The organism is Streptomyces subrutilus, assembly GCF_008704535.1.
GTDB lineage: Bacteria > Actinomycetota > Actinomycetes > Streptomycetales > Streptomycetaceae > Streptomyces > Streptomyces subrutilus.
Genome location: NZ_CP023701.1, coordinates 7440514 through 7460685 on the forward strand (window position 1 = coordinate 7440514; position 20172 = coordinate 7460685).

General features: G+C 73.4%; 21 protein-coding genes. 11 read left to right on the top strand and 10 right to left on the bottom strand.

Features of this window, described 5'->3' with window-relative positions; genetic code table 11:
* Nucleotides 1-30: 30 nt before the first annotated feature.
* From CP968_RS33080 to CP968_RS33095, 4 genes are all read right to left on the bottom strand, one after another.
* Nucleotides 31-684: a hypothetical protein gene (locus tag CP968_RS33080; protein ID WP_229886707.1), complete on the bottom strand. Its 654-nt coding sequence runs from the start codon at nt 682-684 to the stop codon at nt 31-33.
* 13 nt (nt 685-697) lie between these two features.
* Nucleotides 698-1798 (bottom strand): DNA polymerase III subunit beta family protein, encoded by a 1101-nt coding sequence (locus tag CP968_RS33085; RefSeq protein WP_150521472.1) that lies wholly within the window; start codon nt 1796-1798, stop codon nt 698-700.
* A gap of 94 nt (nt 1799-1892) precedes the next feature.
* Nucleotides 1893-2717, bottom strand: a complete 825-nt coding sequence (locus tag CP968_RS33090) for an 8-oxoguanine DNA glycosylase OGG fold protein (protein ID WP_150521473.1) — start codon at nt 2715-2717, stop codon at nt 1893-1895.
* 14 nt (nt 2718-2731) lie between these two features.
* Nucleotides 2732-3505 carry a TetR/AcrR family transcriptional regulator gene (locus CP968_RS33095; protein WP_150521474.1) on the bottom strand — a complete coding sequence of 258 codons (774 nt, stop codon included), beginning with the start codon at nt 3503-3505 and terminating at the stop codon, nt 2732-2734.
* Nucleotides 3506-3621: 116 nt separating this feature from the next.
* Here CP968_RS33095 and CP968_RS33100 point away from each other — a divergent pair, with 116 nt between their 5' ends.
* Complete coding sequence (locus tag CP968_RS33100; protein WP_150521475.1) at nt 3622-4803, top strand: cytochrome P450 family protein; 1182 nt, start codon at nt 3622-3624, stop codon at nt 4801-4803.
* A 97-nt stretch (nt 4804-4900) separates the two neighbouring features.
* On the opposite strand, the gene CP968_RS33105 is transcribed toward CP968_RS33100, so the two are convergent.
* The 4 genes from CP968_RS33105 to CP968_RS33120 form a co-directional block, all read right to left on the bottom strand.
* On the bottom strand, nt 4901-5119 hold the full coding sequence (locus CP968_RS33105) for a hypothetical protein (protein WP_150521476.1): 219 nt from the start codon (nt 5117-5119) through the stop codon (nt 4901-4903).
* A 147-nt stretch (nt 5120-5266) separates the two neighbouring features.
* Nucleotides 5267-5824, bottom strand: coding sequence for a pyridoxamine 5'-phosphate oxidase family protein (locus CP968_RS33110; RefSeq protein ID WP_150521477.1), 558 nt, complete (start codon nt 5822-5824; stop codon nt 5267-5269).
* A gap of 92 nt (nt 5825-5916) precedes the next feature.
* Nucleotides 5917-6633 (bottom strand): hypothetical protein, encoded by a 717-nt coding sequence (locus CP968_RS33115; protein WP_150521478.1) that lies wholly within the window; start codon nt 6631-6633, stop codon nt 5917-5919.
* A 160-nt stretch (nt 6634-6793) separates the two neighbouring features.
* Nucleotides 6794-9202, bottom strand: a complete 2409-nt coding sequence (locus tag CP968_RS33120; protein WP_150521479.1) for a phosphoketolase family protein — start codon at nt 9200-9202, stop codon at nt 6794-6796.
* A 254-nt stretch (nt 9203-9456) separates the two neighbouring features.
* On the opposite strand from CP968_RS33120, the gene CP968_RS33125 reads away from it, so the two are divergent.
* From CP968_RS33125 to CP968_RS33145, 5 genes are all read left to right on the top strand, one after another.
* A complete protein-coding gene (locus CP968_RS33125) occupies nt 9457-9912 on the top strand; it encodes a hypothetical protein (RefSeq protein WP_150521480.1) in 456 nt (151 codons plus the stop codon).
* 103 nt (nt 9913-10015) lie between these two features.
* Nucleotides 10016-10639, top strand: a complete 624-nt coding sequence (locus CP968_RS33130; protein ID WP_150521481.1) for a flavodoxin family protein — start codon at nt 10016-10018, stop codon at nt 10637-10639.
* A 235-nt stretch (nt 10640-10874) separates the two neighbouring features.
* Nucleotides 10875-12551, top strand: a complete 1677-nt coding sequence (locus CP968_RS33135; RefSeq protein WP_150521482.1) for an NAD(P)/FAD-dependent oxidoreductase — start codon at nt 10875-10877, stop codon at nt 12549-12551.
* The gene (locus tag CP968_RS33140; protein WP_150521483.1) at nt 12548-14077 is read left to right on the top strand and encodes an ATP-binding protein; all 1530 of its coding nucleotides are present in this window, start codon (nt 12548-12550) and stop codon (nt 14075-14077) included. Before CP968_RS33135 ends, CP968_RS33140 begins: the two co-directional genes overlap by 4 nt.
* Nucleotides 14074-14427, top strand: coding sequence for a UBP-type zinc finger domain-containing protein (locus tag CP968_RS33145; protein WP_150521484.1), 354 nt, complete (start codon nt 14074-14076; stop codon nt 14425-14427). Before CP968_RS33140 ends, CP968_RS33145 begins: the two co-directional genes overlap by 4 nt.
* 82 nt (nt 14428-14509) lie before the next feature.
* On the opposite strand, the gene CP968_RS33150 is transcribed toward CP968_RS33145, so the two are convergent.
* A complete protein-coding gene (locus CP968_RS33150; protein ID WP_150521485.1) occupies nt 14510-14737 on the bottom strand; it encodes a hypothetical protein in 228 nt (75 codons plus the stop codon).
* 305 nt (nt 14738-15042) lie between these two features.
* On the opposite strand from CP968_RS33150, the gene CP968_RS33155 reads away from it, so the two are divergent.
* Genes CP968_RS33155 through CP968_RS33165 form a run of 3 tightly spaced genes read left to right on the top strand, consistent with a single transcriptional unit; the run spans nt 15043 to nt 17387 of the window.
* Entirely contained in the window at nt 15043-16146 is a 1104-nt protein-coding gene (locus tag CP968_RS33155; protein WP_167536905.1) for a sensor histidine kinase, read from the top strand.
* On the top strand, nt 16134-16820 hold the full coding sequence (locus CP968_RS33160) for a DNA-binding response regulator (RefSeq protein WP_150521487.1): 687 nt from the start codon (nt 16134-16136) through the stop codon (nt 16818-16820). Before CP968_RS33155 ends, CP968_RS33160 begins: the two co-directional genes overlap by 13 nt.
* Before the next feature lie 3 nt (nt 16821-16823).
* Complete coding sequence (locus tag CP968_RS33165; protein ID WP_189828974.1) at nt 16824-17387, top strand: alpha/beta fold hydrolase; 564 nt, start codon at nt 16824-16826, stop codon at nt 17385-17387.
* On the opposite strand, the gene CP968_RS33170 is transcribed toward CP968_RS33165, so the two are convergent.
* Entirely contained in the window at nt 17372-18436 is a 1065-nt protein-coding gene (locus CP968_RS33170; protein ID WP_150521488.1) for an alkene reductase, read from the bottom strand. The two genes, CP968_RS33165 and CP968_RS33170, sit on opposite strands and share 16 nt — an antisense overlap.
* Nucleotides 18437-18613: 177 nt before the next feature.
* On the opposite strand from CP968_RS33170, the gene CP968_RS33175 reads away from it, so the two are divergent.
* Both CP968_RS33175 and CP968_RS33180 read left to right on the top strand, forming a co-directional pair.
* The gene (locus CP968_RS33175; RefSeq protein ID WP_150521489.1) at nt 18614-19195 is read left to right on the top strand and encodes a MarR family winged helix-turn-helix transcriptional regulator; all 582 of its coding nucleotides are present in this window, start codon (nt 18614-18616) and stop codon (nt 19193-19195) included.
* Between the two features lie 181 nt (nt 19196-19376).
* Nucleotides 19377-20132: a hypothetical protein gene (locus CP968_RS33180; RefSeq protein ID WP_229886708.1), complete on the top strand. Its 756-nt coding sequence runs from the start codon at nt 19377-19379 to the stop codon at nt 20130-20132.
* The last annotated feature ends 40 nt before the right edge of the window (nt 20133-20172 follow it).

Sequence of the window (20172 nt, forward strand, 5' to 3'; positions counted from 1 at the left end):
ACCACCACCGTGTCCACGGACCGGGGGCCCTCACACCGCGGACCGGGCCTGGATCGCACGGCCGAGGGCAGTCTGCTCCCCGTCCGGAAGGCGACGTTCTGCGTGGAGCATGCGCAGGGCGCCGGTGATGCGTTCCTCGTCCTCGGGTGTGCCGAGGCTGCCCATGTACGGAGGCAGCAGCAGGCTCAGGGCTTCGAGGTCCGTGCGTGCGCAGAGCCTGATGAGGAGGTCACCGACCAGGTCTTCGTGGTGCCGTGGTGCGGCCGGAGCGGTGGCGCGCAGTCCTGCGGCGATGCGGTGGCGGAGCCACTGCCGGTGGGGGCCGGGCGGGACGTCGTCGATGTGCTCGGCCGCGGACTCGAAGTGGTCGCGGGCCCGGTCGATCCGGCCGAGGTCGCGGTGGGCTCGGGCCATGTTGCCGTGCAGTGAGGCGTAGAAGCCGCGGACACGTCCGTCGCCGACCCGGTCGGCCCGGTTCAGGCACTCCTGGTTCCAGTGCAGGGTCTCCTGCGGGGTGGGCTGATGCCGGGCGAGGTAGTGCGCGGCGATGCAGGCGTCGTAGTCGTCCTCGGCCGCTTCCCACGCGCGGAGGAACAGCTCCCGAGCCCGGGTGTCCCGTCCTTCGGTCTCGGCCTGCATGCCCCGCACGCACAACCGCACGACGACGTTCTCTGGATCGGTCACGGTTCTCCTGTGGTCATGAGGACGTGGTGTCGAGCGAGGGGCGGTCGGAGCCGGGGAGGGCGGTCGGCATGACCAGGGTGGTGAAGCTGCCCTGGTCGGCGGAGCGCACCACGACAGGCCGGTCCGCGGTGGAGATCTCCAGCAGGACGTCGGGTCCGACGCCGGACTCCAGGGCGGGAGCGAGGACCGCGGGGTCGAAGCCGATCCGTTGGGGCAGGTCCGCGTGGCAGACCGCGGGCAGGGTGGCGGCGTCGGAGTGATCGGCACGAGAGACGGTCATCGCGGCGCCGGCGAAGCCCAGAGCGATGAGCGCGGCGTCGCCGTGGACGTTGACCGCATCGCGCAGGGCCAGGCGATCGACGATCACGCGGTACCCGGGCGGGGCCAGAGCCGCAAGCATCTCGCGGTAGGCAGGGAACCGGTCATCGACCGTCGGCAGGGCCCAGGACTCCGACGTGCTGCGTGCTCGCCACCCGTCCGGTCCGGCCCGGAGGGTGACCTGGTGGAACCGTGCCGCCCATTGCCCGAACTCGATCAGGTCGGCCGCGGGTACCAGCAGGCGGCAGGGCCCTCCGTCGAGCGACTCCGGCCTCAGGACGCGCATCGACAGGCGACGGCGATCGGTGGCCACCAGACGGACCTCACCGTCATCGATCTCGATGAGGACGCAACCCAGCGCAGGGTGTTCCACGTCGGAGGCCGCGGCCGGCGCCACCTGCCGGACGGCACCGGCCACCTCCACACCGCCGATCCGCGCCTCCGTCACGGTGCCGGCGTTCGAGAGGGAACGCAGAGCCAGCGCGATGGCCGCCTCGGCCGTCTGCGTCTGGTCCCGCATCCTCTTCACGTGCCGCTCCAGCACCTCCCGTCCCTCCCGCTCGGGCCCGTCGAGCACCACGGTGACCTCGGCCAGCGGCAGTCCCGCCTCGCGCAGAGCGCGGAGCAGCGCGGCACGGGGTTCCTGCCCAGGGCTGTAGAAGCGGTATCCCGTCGTCCCGTCGACCCGTGCCGGCCGCAGGACGCGGCAGTCGTCATAGAAACGCAGGGCGCTCGGAGCGAGCCCGACTCGCCGTGCGAAGGCGCCGATGCTCAGTAGTTCCGTGGTGCCGTCCATGGGCCCGATTGTCGACGTTCATCCCACTCGAAGGTCAACCGCGCACGGGAACTGCTTCGGCGTCGGCCTCCGGAGCATCTTTGGAGCCGATCATTCAGGCACGTCTGAACAGGGCGTATTCGAGGAGGTCGGGGGCGGCGTCGGAGGGCCAGGAGTCGGTGGCTGCCAGTTGGCGGGAGGCTGCCTGCATGAAGGACAGGTAGACCCCGTAGCGGTGGGGCGACCATCCCCACCCGCTCCACGCCCATGCCGCCGCCGAGCCGTCGGGGTCGATGCCGCTCGCCCGGCCCGCCTCGACGGCGAAGGACCTGAGGCGCAGGGACAGGACGCGGTCCAAAATGAGCGGCTGTGGCCGTGGCTGCGGGTCCGGGCCGCCCGCGAGCGGCTGGGCCCGGCCGGCGAAGTACAGGAACTTGGTGGAGAAGGACGGGCCCCACCCCGGAATCTTCCGGTGGAGTACCGCGTAGGCCGCTTTCGGTCCCCGGTCGGCGAGTGCGGTGACCGCGGCCGACAGGGACGCGTCGATGTCTTCGGCGGTCAGGATCTTTCGCAGCGTCGCCGGTCCGCTCCCGCCGGGCGTGCCGCTCTTGCCCTTCCCCCACACGTAGGTCGCGACCAGAGCCTCCGTGAAGGCTTCGCGGCGCAGCGCGTCGGCGACCGCGGAGGTCACCTGTGCACGGTTGACTTCGGCGTCGCCGGCCTCGGACGGGGGAGCGAGGTGGCAGGGCCAGGGGGTGATCCCGTCCCAGTGGTTCGGGGTGTAGCCGACTGCGTGGCGGTCGTGTGGGCGGGTGTTCGGGTCCGAGGGGGTCCGGGGCCTCTCGTCCCACCAGTGGCCCAGCGCGGTCAGCGCGGTGCCGGGCAGCGGGCGGGCGGCCATCTCCCGGTCCAGCGCGTCCAAGCGGTCCTGCCTGTCCACACGCTCTTGCCCGTTCACGCACCGCCCCCGTGATCCGTCCGTCGCGTGCCCGCTCGGCCCGGCCGCCCCGAGGCGCCGGGGGAGGGGCCGGAAGGGACAGCCTGGACCTCGCCGGGCGGGGCGCGGTGGGGGCCGAGTCCCTTGAGGGTGTCGGCCAGTTGGGTGGGCGTCAGAGCGGGCCGGGGCAGCGGCGATGCGGGGGACGGGGGGCGTAGCCCCGCCAGGAGGAGGGCGAGGGGGCGGCGCCAGGACCGGGGACCGGCCGCGGAGGCCAGGGCGGGGACCGCGCGGCCGAGCGCGGCCAACGCGAAGAGGAGGTCTTCGGTGGTCGCGTCCGCGCGGACGGTGCCTTGTTCGCGGCCGCGCCGGAGCAGGTCGTCGATGGTACGGCGGTTGTGGGCGTGGACGGCCCGCAGCGATTCGACGCCGTCCAGGGCGGTGGTCATGAGGTCGTTGGTGCCGCGGTCGGCGGCCAGTACCGCGAAGACCTCGTCGAGGTAGTCGGTCAGTCCCGCCCAGGCGTCGTCGTGGTGACGGGCCCGGTCGCCGACGGCCATCGTGTCCGCCAGGGTGTCGTGGAAGACCGCCTCGACGAGCGCGGCCCGGCTGGGGTAGTGCCGGTAGAGCGTGGCATTGCCCACTCCCGCGCGGCGCGCGATCACGTCCAGCGGTGCCTCCAGGCCGAGTTCGGTGAAGACCTCGCGGGCCGCCGCGGTCAGACGGTCGCGGCTGCGCTGTGCGTCCCGGCGCCTGGCGGGCGGAGCGGCGGTCTCCGGTCGGTCCGGCATTCCTGCTCCTCCGGTTGGCGGGGCGTGCTCCCCGGTGGCGATGTTATCGTTCCGGACAGAAACGGGGACCAGTCCCCGTTTCCTTCGAGCCGCCGGCGTGACGGAGGGAAAGCACGATGCAGGCACCCACGCTCCAGGAGCTGGCCCCGGCGGGACACGACCTCGCGGCCGATCCGCATTCCGTGTACGCCGCACTGCGGGCCACGGGGCCCGTCCACCGCGTACACGTCCCGGACAGTGGCGACGCCTGGCTGGTGCTGGGCCACGCCGAGGCGCGGGCCGCGCTCGGCGACCCGCGGCTGCGCAACGACATCCGCCACTCCGCCACCTGGCAGGACGACGGCGGCCAGGCCGTCGGCCGCAACATGCTCCAGACCGACCCGCCCCGGCACACCCGGCTGCGCCGGACGGTCGCCGGGCACTTCACGCCCGGGCGGGTGGCCTCGTACCGCCCGGGGATCGAGGACATCGCCGTGCGGCTGGTCGACGCCTTCGCCGGCGACGGCCGCGTCGACGTCGTGAGCCGGTACGCACTGCCGCTGCCCGTCATGGTGATCTGCGACCTGCTGGGGGTGCCGAAGGATGACCGCGACACTTTCCACGCGTGGTCGCGGGAGCTCGTGGCGCCGACCTCGCGGACCGCCGCCGGCGAGGCCTCGGCGGCCCTCGCCGGATACCTCGCCGGGCTGATCCGGCGCGCCCCCGGAGCACCCGGCTCCTCCTTGCTCGGCGAACTGGCCGGGGACGCACACGACCGGCTCGGCGCCGAGGAGATCCTCGGCATGGCCTTCCTCCTTCTCGTCGCCGGCCACGAGACGACCGTCAGCCTGATCTCCGGAACACTGCACGGCCTCCTCACCCACCCCGCCCAACTGGCGCAGGTGTACGCGGATCCCGCGCTGATCGGGCGGGCCGTGGAAGAGTCGCTCCGCTTCCACACCCCCGTGCACGCCAGCGCCTTCCGCTTCGCCGCCGACCCCCTCGACCTCGGCGGTACGCGCATCGCCGCCGGCGACAGCGTGATCGTCTCGCTCGCGGCCGCCTCGCGCGATCCGCTGCGCTTCGCCGACCCGGACCGGTTCGACCTGCACCGCGAGCCCGGCGGGCACCTGGCCTTCGGGTACGGGGTCCACCACTGCCTCGGCGCCCCGCTGGCACGTGCCGAGACGGAGATCGCCCTGCGCGTCCTGCTCGAACGCCACCCCGCGCTCGGTCTCGCCGCGGACCCCGCCCCGCTCGTCTGGCGCACCGGCACCCTGCTGCGCGGGTTGGTCCGCCTGCCGCTCGACCTCGGCTGAGGGGGCCGCCCGCCCGGGCGCCCGGCCGGGCATGACGAGGGGCACGGCGCAGTGCCGGGCTGCCCGGTCCGGTCCGGCACGATCCGAAAGAGACGGCCTAGGGCCGGCCCCATTCGGCGGGGCCGCCGCCCTGCCAGTCGATGAGGCCTTCGCCGTACGGGGCGGCCTCGTCGGGGTCGATGCCCGCCCGACGGAGGAATTCGAGGACGTCGGCGGGGCCGAGGGCGATGCCGACGCTGCGCCCGTCGACGTGGACGCGGCGCCCGCCGTGCTCGTCGGGCGGTCGGACGACAACGTGGGGTCCGTCTCCGGTCATGTGTCCAGGGTGCGGCTCACCGGTCGCTCCAGCACCCCGAGGATCGCGCCCGCGCCGCCCGACCCCGCCCGAGCGCGCCGCCCCGGCCTCGCGGCGCTCCCGGGTCACCCCCGCCAGTGCGCGCGGCCCCGATCTCGGCCCCGTGGTTCAGAACGACCACCGCGTGTGGGTGTAGACCCCGTTGTCCCGGCCGAAGCCGTACGCCGTGGCCGGGGAGAGCGCGAACACCACGGCGGCGCCCGTGCGGAACGCGTCCCCGATGCCGTGGAAGGTGCCCTCGGGCGACGTGATGTGCGCCCCGTACTTCGCCTCGTACGCGGCGATCACCTCCTCCACGACGGACGGGTCCGTCACCGGGCGCGCGGTGCCCTCGACCACGAGGTCGAGCCCTTCGGTGAGCGAGTTCCCGCCGGTGGTCAGGGCGCAGTGCCCGTCGTGGGCGAGGTTCTTCGCCTTCTGTTCGTCCGGGCCGGTGGAGAAGTACAGCGTCCCCTCGTGCCAGGCGGCGATCAGGGGCGTCACGTGCACCCGGCCGTCGGGCCGTACGGTGGACACCCAGAAGATCTCGGCGGCTTCCAGCTGCCGCTGGGCCTCGGTCCACTCGGTGGCGGTGACGTCGGCGGCACCGGGGAGCGGGCGGAGCGCGGAGCTGTAGCGGGTGTCGAGTGCGGTCGTGGGCTGCCGGGAGGGCTGTCGTGCGGGCATGGCGGATCTCCTTTTCCTCCCCCTAACGACCGGCCGGCCGGTCGGAAATCATCGCCGCGCACGCGTGACCCGTCCGGAGCCGCCGCACCCGGTCAGTGCAGGATGCTGACGGCGCGGGCGATGACGAGGAGCGAGGTCAGCAGCGCGGACACGCTCTGGACGGCCATCAGCAGCTTGGCGCGCGTGGAGAGTGGCATCGTGTCGGTCGGGCTGAAGGCGGTGGAGTTGGTGATCGAGACGTAGAGGTAGTCCGGGAGGGTGGGGATCCAGTCGGACGTGCCGCTCGCGCCGTCGGAGACCTCGCCGACCGCGTCGTCGTTCTCGTCCTGGGAGAACCTGAAGTCGGCCAGCGGCAGCTCGGCGCGCGGGAGTTGGGTGCGGCTGACCGGGCCGCCGCGGTCGAGCTCCCAATAGGCCAGGCCGAAGGCGATGACACTGGTGAGCCAGACCTGGAGGGCCGCCACGAGGAGCGCGTGCCCGTCGGCGGCCCGGGCGTTCAACAGCTCGTCGACGAGGATGCCGAGGGCCGCCAGGTTGCTGGCCGCGATGAGCAGGACGAGCGTCAGCGACAGGACGCGGAAGGTCCTCGTCTGCCGGGTCAGCCGCCGCGGATTGATCGCGATCAGCGGCACCAGGAGGAGCACCTCCAGCGCGGGCAGCACGAAGCGGGGGCCGATCAGCAGCTGCTGCGGCAGCGCCAGGTAGAGGGCGATGGCGATCAGCGTCACGATCACGGCGGGCAGCCGGGCCTCGCCGCGCCGCTCGTGCCGGGGGTGCAGGGTCGGGGCGTCTGCTCGTCGTCGCGACACGGGTGACGGTCTCCTCGGGGTACGGGGGCCGCCGTCCGCCGGCCCGTCCCACTGGTACCGCACCGGGTGGCGATCGCCGGTGTCAGCCCGCCGCGCCGGCCGGCGCGGGGGCCCGTACGGACGCACCCGCACGGCCCCCGCAGCCGGCCCCCCGCCGCCGTCAGGCGCTCCAGCGCCAGTCCGTGATCTCCGCCGGGTCGACGCCCGTGCGACGCAGCTCCGCCCGGAGCGCGTCGCGGTGGGCGGCGTGGCGTTCGGCGAGCGCCCGTGCCTTCGGGTGGCGGTCCTCCAGGTGGGCCAGCGCGGTGATCGCGAGGTCGTGGCGCGAGGTGCCGTTGGCGGCGAGGAGGTCGTACGGGGTGGTCGTGGTGCCTTCCTCGACGTAGCCGCGGACGTGGAAGCGGTCGGGTCGCGGCCGCCCGTGCAACAGCTGGTGCACGGCCGAGGGATAGCCGTGGAAGTCGAGGACGACGGGGAGGTCCGTGCCGAACAGGGCGTGGAAACGGCCGTCGGCCATGCCGTTCGGGTGCCGGTCGGCGGGGGCGAGCGCGCACAGGTCCACGATGTTGACGACCCGGATCGCGGCCTCCGGCAGGTCCTCGCGCAGCAGCCGGGCGGCGGCCAGGGTCTCGACGGTGGGGATGCCGCCCGCGCAGGCCAGGACGAGTTCGGGCGCGGCCGGTTCGCCGTGGGACGCCCAGTCCCAGACGGACGCCCCGGCCGCGCAGTGGGCGCGGGCCTCGTCCAGGCCGAGCCACTGGGCGGCCTCGTGCTTGCCCGACACGACGACGTTGACCTTGCCGGTCTCGTCGAGGAGGCGCTCCATCGTGACCAGCAGGGTGTTGGCGTCCGGGGGCAGGTAGACGCCGGTCACCGTGCTCTTCTTGGTGATCAGGTTGTTGATGAACCCCGGTCCCTGGTGGCTGTAGCCGTTGTGCTCCTGGCGCCAGCCCTCGCTCGTCAGCAGGTACGTGAGGCTGCTGACGGGGGCGCGCCACGGGACCTCCCGGGACGTCTTCAGCCACTTCGCGTACTGGTTGACCATGCTGTCCACGACGGAGGCGAACGCCTCGTAGGTGGGGAACAGGCCGTGCCGGCCGCTCTGCAGGTACCCCTGGAGCCAGCCCTGGCAGTTGTGCTCGGAGAGGACCTCCATCACGCGGCCGTCGCGGGACAGGTGCTCGGCGTACCCGTCTACGGGCCAGGTGCCGGCGCGGTCCGTGGCCGCGAGGACGGCGTCCAGCTTGTTCGACGCGAGTTCGTCGGGCGAGACGATACGGAAGTCCCGGCGCTCGGCGCTGCGGCGCACGACCTCCGTCAACCACGAGGCGAGGACCTCGTTGGGGCCGGCCGTGGTGCGGCCCCGCCCCTCGCCGAGGTCGACGGCGTGGGGCGCGAGCGGGGGCAGGTCGAGGGGCGTGCGCAGCCGGCCCCCGTCGGCCGCTGGCTGCATGCCGATGCGCCGGTCCCCCTCGGGGCAGTGCGAGGCCACCTCGGGGACGGGCCGGCCCTCCTCGTCGAAGAGCTCCTCGGGGCGGTACGAGCGCAGCCACGCTTCGAGGGCGCGCAGCTGCTCCGGGTCCTCGTGGACGTCCGGCAGGGGCACCTGGTGGGCGTGGAACGTCCCCTCGATGCGGGTGCCCTGCACCTCGGCGGGCGCGCCCTGGCCCTTGAGGCTGCGCAGCACGATCATCGGCCACGCGGGACGCGGGTCGGGGGCCTCGGCGGAGCGGGCCTGCCGCTGGATCGCGGTGATCGCGGTGTGGGCGTCGGCGACGGCATCGGCCAGTTCGGAGCGGTCGCCGCGGTCGCCGCGGTCGGGACGGTCGGGGCCGCCCGCGCCGTCGGGGGTGACGTCGACGATCCGCGGATCCCAGCCGTAGCCGCGGAAGAGGTGGGTCAGTTCGGTGTCGGACATCGTCGCGAACAGACTGGGGGAAGAGATCTTGTACCCGTTGAGGTGCAGGAAGGGCAGGACGGCGCCGCCGGTCTCCGGGTCGAGGTGCTTGGGGGAGTGCCAGGCCCCTGCGGTCGGACCGGTCTCGGCCTCGCCGTCGCCGACGATGCAGGCCACCACCCGGCCCGGTGCGTCCAGCGCCGCTCCGAAGGCCGTGGCCAGGGCGTACCCGAGCTCCCCGCCCTCGTGGAGGGTGCCCGGCACGGCCGGCGAGAGGTGGCTGGGGAAGCCGTCCGGAGCGCAGTAGCGACGGCTCAGTTCGCGCAGTCCCTCCGCGTCCCGGCTCAGGGCGGGGTCGTAGGCGGCGTGGGTGCCTTCGAGCCACAGGTTGGCGTGGACGGCCGGTGCGCCGTGCCCGGGGCCCGTCACCAGCAGGACGTCCGCGTCCCGTTCCCGGACCAGCTGGTCGAGGGCGGAGTACACCTGGGTGATGCCCGGGCAGGTGCCCCAGTGGCCGAGCAGGCGCGGCTTGAGGTGCTCGGGGCGCAGCGGCTCCGTGAGCAGCACGTTCTCCCGCAGGTAGATCAGGGCCGCGGCGACGTAGTCGGCCGCCCTCCGGTACGCGTCGGGGCGGGCCGCCCCCGACCGGTCTTCGTGGGTCTCGCGTGGCATCGGTGGTCTCCTCGTGGGTGGATCAGCGATGGACTCCCCGCCGGAGGTCGTGCGGGCAGGCGTTCCCGGTCGCGCGGGCGGAGCCGGTCCGTCGGCCCGGCCCCGTGGCCCCGCGCCTGCCCCGCCGGGTGCCGGCCAATCCGCGGCGCGGGACCGGGCCGGGCGGGACGGCCGGACGGGGCGCGGGGGAGTACCGGCCCGGCGCGGCGTACGGCAGGGTGGTGGGCCGGTACAGCAGCCACGAGGGAGGGCCCGTGCACACACGAACGGGAGCCACGGCCGACCAGCCGGACCCGGACCCGAAACCGGGTGCGGACCCGGACCCGAAACCGGGTGCGGACCGGCCGGCGCAGGTGCCGCCGGCCGCGGAGAGGGTGAAGGGGCGGGGGACCGGGGCCTCCCGCGACGTCGTCCATCGCTACGGCGTGCTGAACGCGCTGCTGGAGGGGGGCGTCGACAGGGACCGGATCGAGGTGTTCCACGACGTGGAGGACGGCGGCGTCCACTGGGTCGTCACGCTGGACGGCGGGCGCGCGGCCATACTGACCGACGACACGGAGGAGCACGTGGTCCACATGGAGGGGCCGTGGCCCTACAAGGCCGTGTTCCTGGGCCCCGACGGTGTCCGCACCAGGATCAACCACTCGATCGGGGTGCTCACGGACCGGATCGTCGACTGGTACGCACGGGCCACGGGGGGCGGGGCGTAGGCCCGCCCCAGGGCGCGCGGCCGGCGGCCGGGCCGGAGCACCGGCCGGGTGGATCTTTCGTGCCGGGGCGGTAGTCGGGCACGGGGCCGGGTAGCCGGGCGGTATGGATACCAACGAGACCACTCCGCTGCGCGCCGTCGCCCTCGTCTGCACGCTGTCGCCCTCCCCGAAGCCGTCCAGCTCCCAGCTGCTGGCCGAACAGGCCATGGCCGCCCTCGCCGAGCACGGCGTGACCGGGAAGGTGATCCGCGTCGCGGACCACGACGTCAAGCCGGGCGTGGAGGCGGACATGGGCGACGGCGACGCCTGGCCGGAGATCCGGCAGGTGATCCTGGGTGCGGACATCCTGATCCTGTCCACGCCGATCTGGCTCGGCCACGCCTCCAGCATCGCCCAGCGGGTCCTGGAACGTCTGGACGCCGAGATCTCCGAGACCGACGACGAGGGCCGGCTGCTCACGTACGGCAAGGTCGCCGGTGTCTGCGTCGTGGGCAACGAGGACGGTGCGCACAAGGTCAGCGCCGACCTCTTCCAGGGCCTCAACGACGTCGGCTTCTCCCTCGCGCCGGGCGCGGTCACCTACTGGGTCGGCGAGGCGATGCAGGGGACCGACTACCAGGACCTCGACAAGACGCCGGACGCGACGCGGTCCACCACGGCCACCCTCGCGGCCAACACCGCACACCTCGCCCGGCTGCTCAAGCGCGCCGCGTTCCCCGCGAGCTGACCCCGCGCGCCGACCCGGCGCCGCCCGCCCGGTCCGGAGCGGGAACGCCCGCCCCGAACCGAGTGCGCCCCGAACCGTGTGGACCCCGAACCGTGCCGGCCCCGCCGTGTACCCGTAGTGCACGCCTCCCGGCTCCCGGGGCGAAGGCGGGGATACGAACATACGATGGGCGGGAACCGGCACGGACGGCCCGCCGCGCCGCCTGCCAGCCCAGGCCGCTCGGGGTGGGAGAGACATGGCAGAGGTCGCCGACAGCGCTCGGACCGTCATCCTGACCGTGGACGACGATCCGGGGGTCTCCCGCGCCGTCGCCCGTGACCTGCGCAGACGCTACGGTGCGACGTACCGGATCGTGCGGGCCGAGTCCGGCGCGTCCGCACTGGAGGCGCTGCGCGAGCTGAAGCTGCGGGGTGACCTGGTGGCCGTGATCCTGGCCGACTACCGCATGCCGCAGATGAACGGCATCGAGTTCCTCGAACAGGCCCTGAGCGTCTACCCGGGGGCGCGGCGCGTGCTGCTGACCGCGTACGCCGACACCAACGCGGCCATCGACGCGATCAACGTCGTCGACCTCGACCACTACCTCCTCAAGCCGTGGGACCCGCCCGAGGAGAAGCTCTACCCGGTCCTGGACGACCTCCTCGCCGCCTGGCGCGCCAACGACTACCGGCCGGTGCCCACCACCAAGGTCGTCGGACACCGCTGGTCGGCGCGCTCGTCGAACCTGCGCGAGTTCCTGGCCCGCAACCAGGTGCCGTACCGCTGGTACTCCTCCGACGAACCCGAAGGGCGGCGGCTGCTCGAAGCGGCCGGGGCCGACGGGCAGCGGTTGCCGCTGGTGATCACTCCGGAGGGAGCCGTACTGATCGAGCCGGAGGCGTCCGACCTGGCGGCCCACGTCGGGCTCGCCACGACGCCGGCGGCGGACTTCTACGACCTCGTCGTGATCGGCGGCGGCCCGGCCGGGCTCGGTTCGGCCGTGTACGGGGCCTCCGAGGGGCTGCGGACCGTGCTGGTCGAGCGGTCGGCCACCGGCGGGCAGGCCGGGCAGAGCTCCCGCATCGAGAACTACCTCGGCTTCCCGGACGGCGTGTCGGGCGCCCAGCTCACGGAGCGCGCCCGCCGCCAGGCCGGCCGGTTCGGCGCGGAGATCCTCACCACCCGCGAGGTCACGGGGCTGGAGGCCAACGGCGCGGCGCGCGTCGTCCGCTTCTCCGACGGCTCCACGGTCGCCGCGCACAGCGTGATCCTGGCGACCGGCGTGACGTACCGGCAGCTCCAGGCGCCCGGCTGCGACGACCTGACCGGCTGCGGGGTCTACTACGGCTCCGCGCTCACCGAGGCGTCCTCCTGCCAGGGGCAGGACGTGTACATCGTCGGCGGCGCCAACTCCGCCGGACAGGCGGCGATGTACCTGGCGCGCAGCGCCAAATCGGTCACGCTGCTGGTGCGCGGAGCGTCCCTGACGGCATCGATGTCGTACTACCTGATCCAGCAGATCGAGGAGACGCCGAACATCACGGTGCGGACCCGCACCGTCGTCGAGGCCGCGCACGGGGACGGGCACCTGGAGCAGCTCACGCTGCGGGACGTGGAGGGCGGTGCGACCGAACTCGTCGACGCGCAGTGGATGTTCGTCTTCATCGGCGCCGCCCCGCTGACCGAATGGCTCGACGGGACGGTGCTGCGCGACGAGCGCGGCTTCATCCTGGCCGGGCCGGACCTCACACCGGACGGACGGCCCCCGGCCGACTGGGAGCTGGACCGGCCGCCCTACCACCTGGAGACCAACGTTCCCGGCGTGTTCGTCGCGGGCGACGCGCGCGCGGAGTCCGCGAAGCGCGTCGCGTCCGCCGTCGGAGAAGGAGCCATGGCCGTGATGCTCGTCCACCGGTACCTGGAGCAGTCGTGAGCGGCCGGGTCATGCCCTGCAGCCCGCAGGAGATCGCCTCGCTGTTCCTGTTCGAGGAGCTGTCCCCGGAGCAGCTCGGCAGGCTCTGCGCCGAGGGGCGGGTGGAGCGGTTCGAGCCCGGTCCCGTGTACGCCGAGGGCGACGAGGCCACCTGCTTCTACGTGATGATCGAAGGCACCGTCGTGCTCTCCCGGCGGGTCGGCGCCGACGACGTCGAGGTGAGCCGGACCTCGCAGCGCGGGGTGTACGCGGGGGCCATGCAGGCGTACCTCGGCGACCGCGTGCCGCAGACGTACAACAACTCGATGCGGGTGACCGAACCGACGCGGTTCTTCGTGCTGCCCGCGCAGTCGTTCGCGGACGTCATGCACGAGTGGTTCCCGATGGCCGCGCACCTGCTGGAGGGGCTGTTCTTCGGGTCGAAGAACACCCAGCGGGCCATCGGCCAGCGCGAACGGCTGCTGGCGCTCGGATCGTTGTCGGCCGGGCTGACCCACGAGCTCAACAACCCGGCCGCGGCGGCCGTACGGGCCACGGCGACGCTGCGCGAACGGGTCGGCAAGATGCGGCACAAGCTGGCCGTCATCACGCAGGGCCCCTACTCCCGCGAAGCGCTGGCCGAACTCATCGAGATCCAGGAGCGTACGGCCGAACGCGTCGCGAAGGCACCGGTGCTGACGCCGATGGAGGCCGCCGACCGGGAGGACGAGCTGTCCGACTGGCTCGACGACCACGGCATCGCGGAAGGCTGGCGCATCGCACCGACCTTCGTACAGGGCGGGCTGGACGTCGACTGGCTGGAGCAGGTCGCGGCGACGGTGGCCGAGGACGTCCTGCCGGGAGCGGTCGGCTGGCTCAACTACACCGTCGAGACCGAGCTGCTGATGGACGAGATCGACGACTCGACCACGCGCATCTCGCACCTCGTGGACGCGGCCAAACAGTACTCGCAGCTCGACCGGGCCTCGTACCGCGTCGTCGACGTCCACGAACTGCTGGACAGCACTCTGCTGATGCTCTCCGGGAAGATCGGCCGCGGGGTCCGGGTGGTCAAGGACTACGACCGCACGCTGCCCGACGTACCCGCCTACCCGGCCGAGCTCAACCAGGTGTGGACCAACCTCATCGACAACGCCGTCTTCGCCATCGGCAGCACCGGGGGCGGGGCCGGTCCCGGGGGCGACGGCACGCTGACGGTCCGCACGGCGCGGGAGGGGGACCGGCTGCTGGTGGAGTTCCGCGACACCGGGCCCGGCATTCCGGCGGACATCCGCAGCCGCATCTTCGACCCCTTCTTCACCACCAAACCGGTCGGCGAGGGCACCGGCCTCGGCCTGGACATCTCCTGGCGGATCGTCGTCAACAAGCACCACGGCAGCCTCCAGGTCGAATCCGTCCCGGGCGACACCCGCTTCCAGGTGCTGTTGCCCCTGACCGCCCCGGAAACCGAGCCCGCCCCGGAGTCCGAGCCCGCCCCGCCTTCCGGAGCCGGGCCCGGGACCGAGACCACCGAGGAGTCCACATGAGCGACACCGCAGGCATCGACCCGAGCGTCCCGCCCTCCGGCACCGGCTGCGCCGACTGCGACGCGTCGGGAGGCTGGTGGTTCCACCTCAGGCGCTGCGCCCGGTGCGGCCACATCGGCTGCTGCGACTCGTCTCCCGGCCAACACGCCACCGCCCACTGGAAGTCCGCTGGCCACCCGCTCGTGCAGAGCTTCGAGCCGGACGAGGAGTGGTTCTGGGACTACGGCACCGGCGAGCTGTACGAGTCCGGACCCGAACTGGCTGCGCCGACCGGGCACCCGGCCGACCAGCCGACACCCGGGCCGGCCGGCCGGGTCCCCGAGGACTGGGCGCGCCTGCTGCACGACTGAGCGACGACGGACCGGCCCCGGGCCGCCGCCTGCGGGCATGCGAAAGGGCCGGCATCCGTTGCGGATGCCGGCCCCGGGCCCGTCACAGGAGGCCGAGTTTTTCCTGGACGACCTGGGCGAGGGCCGTCGCGCCGAGGAACGAACCCCCGGAGTAGGCGACGGCCTCCAGGCCGGTCGCCTCCAGGTGGCGGCTGAGGGTGAAGGCGGAGACGGCGGCGACGAGGCCGCACAGGAGCGCGATGGTGAGGGCCATGACCTTGACGGTCCGGCTCGGGCCGGGAGGCGTGGACGTCGGCGGGGTGGTGGCCATGAGGGGTGATCCGTCCTTCTCGTCGCGGGGACTGTCTCGGAGCGCGGGCCTCGTGGCGCTCCTGCGCAAGGCCGGAGCGCCACGACGACAACGCTAGGGACGGCCCGGCCGGCCGGACAGCCGTCTGGGGGTCCATGGACGCGGGTCCATGGACGGGGGGCCATGGACGGGGGGGATGGACGGCGAGGGGATGGACACAGAGGGGATACCGCACCCCCGTCCCGTGCTGCCACGGTGGAGCCATGAACCCGCCCACCGCTCCACAAGCCGCTCCCCCGGAGAGCGCACACGATCGGACCCGCCGCATGCTCGTACGTGCCCTCGCCGCGCTGAGGGGTGCCCAGTTCCTGCTCGGGCTGGTCGTCCTGCCGCTCCGGGGGCTTCCCGAGCGCCACACCGGCATCATCGTCGGCGGCTACGCGCTGGCCGCGGTCTCCGCCGCGGTGATGTTCACCCTCGGCATCCGCCGCCGTACGCTGTCGCCGCGCTGGATCGCGGCCGACGTGGTGCTGGCCGTCCTGTACGCGGTCGTGGTGAGCCGGAGCTACCCGCCGGCCGACGCGGCCTCGATCGGGAACTGGGTGATCCCGCCGCTGTGCGGAGTCGTCGTCACGGCGGCCATCTACGGCGGCCGGTACCGGATACCGGCGGTCGCCGTCGTCGTCGCCTCCTGGGTGGTGGGCGCGTGGCCGGCGCTGGCGACCCCCAGCGGTCAGGAACTCATCTCGAACACCACCATGATGACCGTCTTCGCGGGGGTCGCCGGGCTGACCGGCAGCCTCCTGCTGCACGCGGCGCAGGACGCGGACTCCGCCACCGCCCGCGCGGTCGCGGCCGAGCACCAGGCCGCCCGGGCGGAAGAACGGGCGGAACAGGCCCTGGACTTCCACGACTCCGTCCAGGTGACCCTCGACGTGATCGCGGCGGGCACCTACCCGGCGGCGAAGAACCAGTGGCTGGCCCAGCGCGAAGCCGACTACCTGCGGGTGCTGACCACGAGCCGCAAGCACGGGGACCGCGCGGAACTCGCCACCGCGCTGGCCCGCATGATCCGCGACCACCCCGCCCAGGAGCTGATCGGCGGCGGCGTGGAGACGAGGATCGACGTCCTGCCGACGGCCATGGGCCCGGAGGTGGTGGAAGCCTTCGTCAAGGGAGCGCGCGAAGCCCTGAACAACGCCGTCAAGTACGCGCGGACGGACGAGATCTGCGTGACGGCGGCGGCCGACGGACGGGGCGGGGCGCGCGTCGCCGTCATCGACCAGGGCATCGGCTTCGACCCGGCGAGCCGGCCACCGGGGCTCGGCACCACGTACTCGATCAAGCGCATCGTGGACCTCGGCGGTGAGGTCGTCATCGACAGCGCGCCCGGCGAAGGAACCACCGTGGAGCTGACATGGACCCCCTGATCACCATCGGAGCCATCGACGACGACCTGATGGGCCTGGAGGGCAAGGCCCTGTGGTTCGAGGTCAAGAGCAACGTGCGCGTCCTGGTCACGGCCGCCTCGGTCGCCGAGTTCCTGGCCGCGGACCCGCCGCCGGGGATCGTCACCCTCGACCTGAACCTGGGCAACGGCACGCTGCCGGCCGACAACGTCCGCGCCCTCGTCGGGGCCGGCCACAAGGTCGTCATCGTGACCGTGGTGCCGGAGAAGAGGTGGATCATCGAGACCACCGAGGCGGGTGCGTCGGCCTACCTGACCAGCCGGGCCTGCAACCTGGGCAAGCTCGTCGACGTCATCCGGGCCCTCGACCGCGGCGAACTCCCGACGACCGCCGAACACGCCTTCTGGCTGGCCCAGGACGACCGCCCCGACAAGCCCCGGCTGACGCCCACGGAGAGCCAGGTGCTGCGCCTGGTCGGAGACGGGATCAAACAGGAGTCGGTCGGACGCCGGCTGGGCATGGCCCGCAGCACGGTGGCCACCCACCTCACCAACATCCGCGGAAAGTACGGCGATTCGGGCCTTCCGTACGCCGGGGCCGCCGACTACCGCGACTGGGCGAAGCAGCAGGAGCTCGACCGGGACCGCCACGATCCGGCCAAGGGCCAGGCACCGGCCCCGGACGTCGAACCCTGAGTCGTGGCGGCAGCCGTCGTCGGGGCGGCCGGGTCCCCGAAGGCCTGGGCGGCCAGGTCCGCGCCGTCGACGTGGACCTACGGCATCCGCGATACGGGCGCTTCGGCCGCCTTCCCGATCGGCGCGCCCGGGTACACGTTCGACGACCTGCTCGGGGACGCCCTCGGCGTCCCCGACGCGTACGGCCTCCCGGCCGCCCACGTCGTCGGGGTCTCCATGGGCGGCTGGCTCGCCCAGCGCCTCGCCGGGAGCGCGGTCGACCGCAGTGCCGACCCGGCCGCGGCCTCCGACCACCGGCTGATCGAAGGCGGCGACCCGGTCCGCGACCGCCTCGGCGGGATCACCGCGCCCACGCTCGTCCCGCACGGCACCGCCGGTCCGCTCTTGCCGTACGGCCAGGCCGAGGCGCCGGCCCGCGAGATACCCGGTGTGACCCTGGTCCCGCCGCCGGGCATGGGCCACCGGATGCCGCCGCCCGAGACCTGGGACACGGTCCTGCCCGCCCTCGTCGCGCACACCGGTGCGAGGCGCGGGACGAGGGCGGGCGGCGCTCAGCGCGCCGGGTAGTCCGTGTAGCCGCGGGCGTCGCCGCCGAAGAAGGTGGCCGGGTCCGGGGTGTTGTACGGGCCCTCGGTGCGCAGGCGGTCCGGCAGGTCCGGGTTGGCGAGGAAGAGGGCGCCGAAGGCGAGGAGGTCGGCGGTGCCGTCCTCGATGAGCGTGAGCGCGCGGTGGTCCGTGGGCCCCTCGGTCGCCGGGTTCAGGACGAACGGGCCGTCGAAGCGCTTGCGCAGCGAGAGCGTGGTCTCGCGGGCCTCCGGTCCGAACTCGGTGACGTGCAGGTACGCCAGTCCCAGCCCGTCGATCTCCTTGACCAGGGCCTCGTACACGGGTCGCGGGTCGGGCTCGGAGATGCCGTTGTACGGGTTGCCGGGGGAGACGCGCAGGCCGGTGCGCTCGGCGCCGATCGCGGCGGCGACCGCCTTGACCGTCTCCACCGCGAAGCGGATGCGGTTCTCGGTCGGGCCGCCCCATTCGTCGGTGCGCAGGTTCGTGGCCGGGGCCAGGAACTGGTGGATCAGGTAGCCGTTGGCCCCGTGCAGCTCGACGCCGTCGAAGCCCGCCTCCACCGCATTGCGCGCGGCCTGGGCGAAGTCGGTGATGGTCGCGCGGATCTCGTCGTCGGTGAGCTCGTGCGGGGTCACGAAGTCCTTGAGGCCGTCACCGGCGAACAGCTGTCCGGGTGCGGCGACCGGGGACGGGGCCACGGGGACGAGCCCGTCCGGCAGCAGCGACGGGTGGCCTATGCGGCCGGAGTGCATGAGCTGCGCGAAGATCCGGCCGCCGGCCGCGTGCACCGAATCCGTGACCTGGCGCCAGGCCGCCACCTGCTCGGCGCTGTGCAGGCCGGGGGTGAAGGGGTAGCCCTGCCCGACGACCGAGGGCTGGACGCCCTCGGTGACGATCAGTCCGGCGGTGGCGCGCTGCGTGTAGTACTCGGCGACCAGAGCGGTCGCGAGGCCGCCCTCGGTGGCGCGGCTGCGCGTCATCGGGGCCAGGACGATGCGGTTGGCAAGGGTGGAGCCGGCGACGTGAACCGGTTCGAAAGCGCTGGTCATATTCGCCCCACAGAAATTAGTTGGTCGGCCAATCGATGGCTGCGCAATGCAGCGTACCCCAATACTTGGCCGGCCAACGTAAAATCTGTGTGGCGGGTAGGATCCACGGACGCGGGCCGCTGGAAAGCGGTCCCGGCCAGGACCGATCCGGCCCGCACACGAAGGAGGAGCGCCGCCATGACCGCGGAAACCGCTCGGGAGCCTCGCACCACCCCCTCGGCGTGTGCGGCGGGAGCGCCCAGCGCCGTACTGGACGGGCCGGTCAGCCACGCGATCAGCCGGGTGTCCCGGCTCCACCGGATCGCGGCGGGCCGCGCCCTGCGCGACCTGGGACTGCACCCGGGGCAGGAGTTCTTGATGATGCACCTGTGGGACACCGGGCCGGTGCGCCAGGCCGAACTGATCAAGGCGGTCGGCCTCGACCCCTCCACGGTGACCAAGATGCTCCAGCGCCTGGAGCACGCCGGCCACGTCCGCCGCCGTCCCGACCCCGCCGACCGGCGCGCCTCCCTCGTCGAGGCCACGGACACCAGCTGCGGGCTGCTCGTCGAGGTACGCCGGGCCTGGGGCGAGCTGGAGCGCCAGACCCTGGCCGGCCTCGACGCGTCCGAACGGACCGAGCTCGCGCGCCTGCTGGGCAAGGTGGAGGGGGCCCTGTGCACGGAGGCCGCCCGGGGCGGCGGCGCCTGCGACGGCGCCGCGCCCGCGGGGACGGACCCCTGCTCCGAGCCGCGCCCGGCCGAGCCGCCGCTCCTCTGACTGCCGGGCCCGGCCCCCCGGCGTACGTTGGAAGTGGTCCCGGGGGCGGCGCGGCAGGAAGGTCAGGCCCATGGCGCAGGCAGCCGATCCCGATCCCGCTCCGGGTTCCGCAACCGCAGGCGGGTCCGGGACTCCGCTCCGTGAACGGGTGGCGGGGATCCCGGACAGCCCGCTCGTCGGGATGTCCCCCTGGATCGTGTTCTCGCTCCTGGTGGGTCCGGGACGCTTCGAATGGGCGGTGGGGGCGGCGCTGCTGATCTCGCTGGCCCTCGTCGTCGGCCACCAGATGAGCCACCGCGGCGCCTCCGTGAAGATCCTCGAAGTGTCCGACGCCGTCTTCTTCGCGGTGATGGCCGTCATCGGCCTGGTCGCGAGCCCCGGTACGCACCGCTGGCTGGAGACGTACGCGGGCGAGGTCTCCAACATCGCCCTGACGCTCATCGCCTTCGGCTCCATGGCGGTCGGTACGCCCTTCACCCTCCAGTACGCCCGGGAGCGGGTCGACCCCGCCTACTGGAAGAAGCCCTCCTTCCTGCGGACCAACCACCTCATCACCGGGGCGTGGGGCGCCGCCTTCCTGGTGGCCGCCCTCGCCGGCGCCTACGGCGACCTGGTCCTGCACGACCCCGGCAACGTCTGGACGGGATGGATCATCCAGATCCTGGCGATCGTCGCGGCCCTGCGCTTCACGGCCTGGTACCCCGACGTCGTCCGGGCCCGCGCCCGCGGGGACCGGCGGGTGCCGTCGCTGTCCGACCTCTTCGCCCCGCTGGCCGGCCTGCTCGTCCCCGTGGGCATCGCCGTCATGGTCTTCGAGGGGCACCTGTGGTGGCTCGGGGCCGCCTTGATCGTCGTCGGCGGCTGGCTCGCCCGCCACCTCAAACGCCAGGGGGACGGGGGCGAAGCCACCCCTGAGCCCGGGCGCGCGGCGCACTGAACGCTCCCGCCCCGACCGGCCCCGCACCCCCGCCCCGACG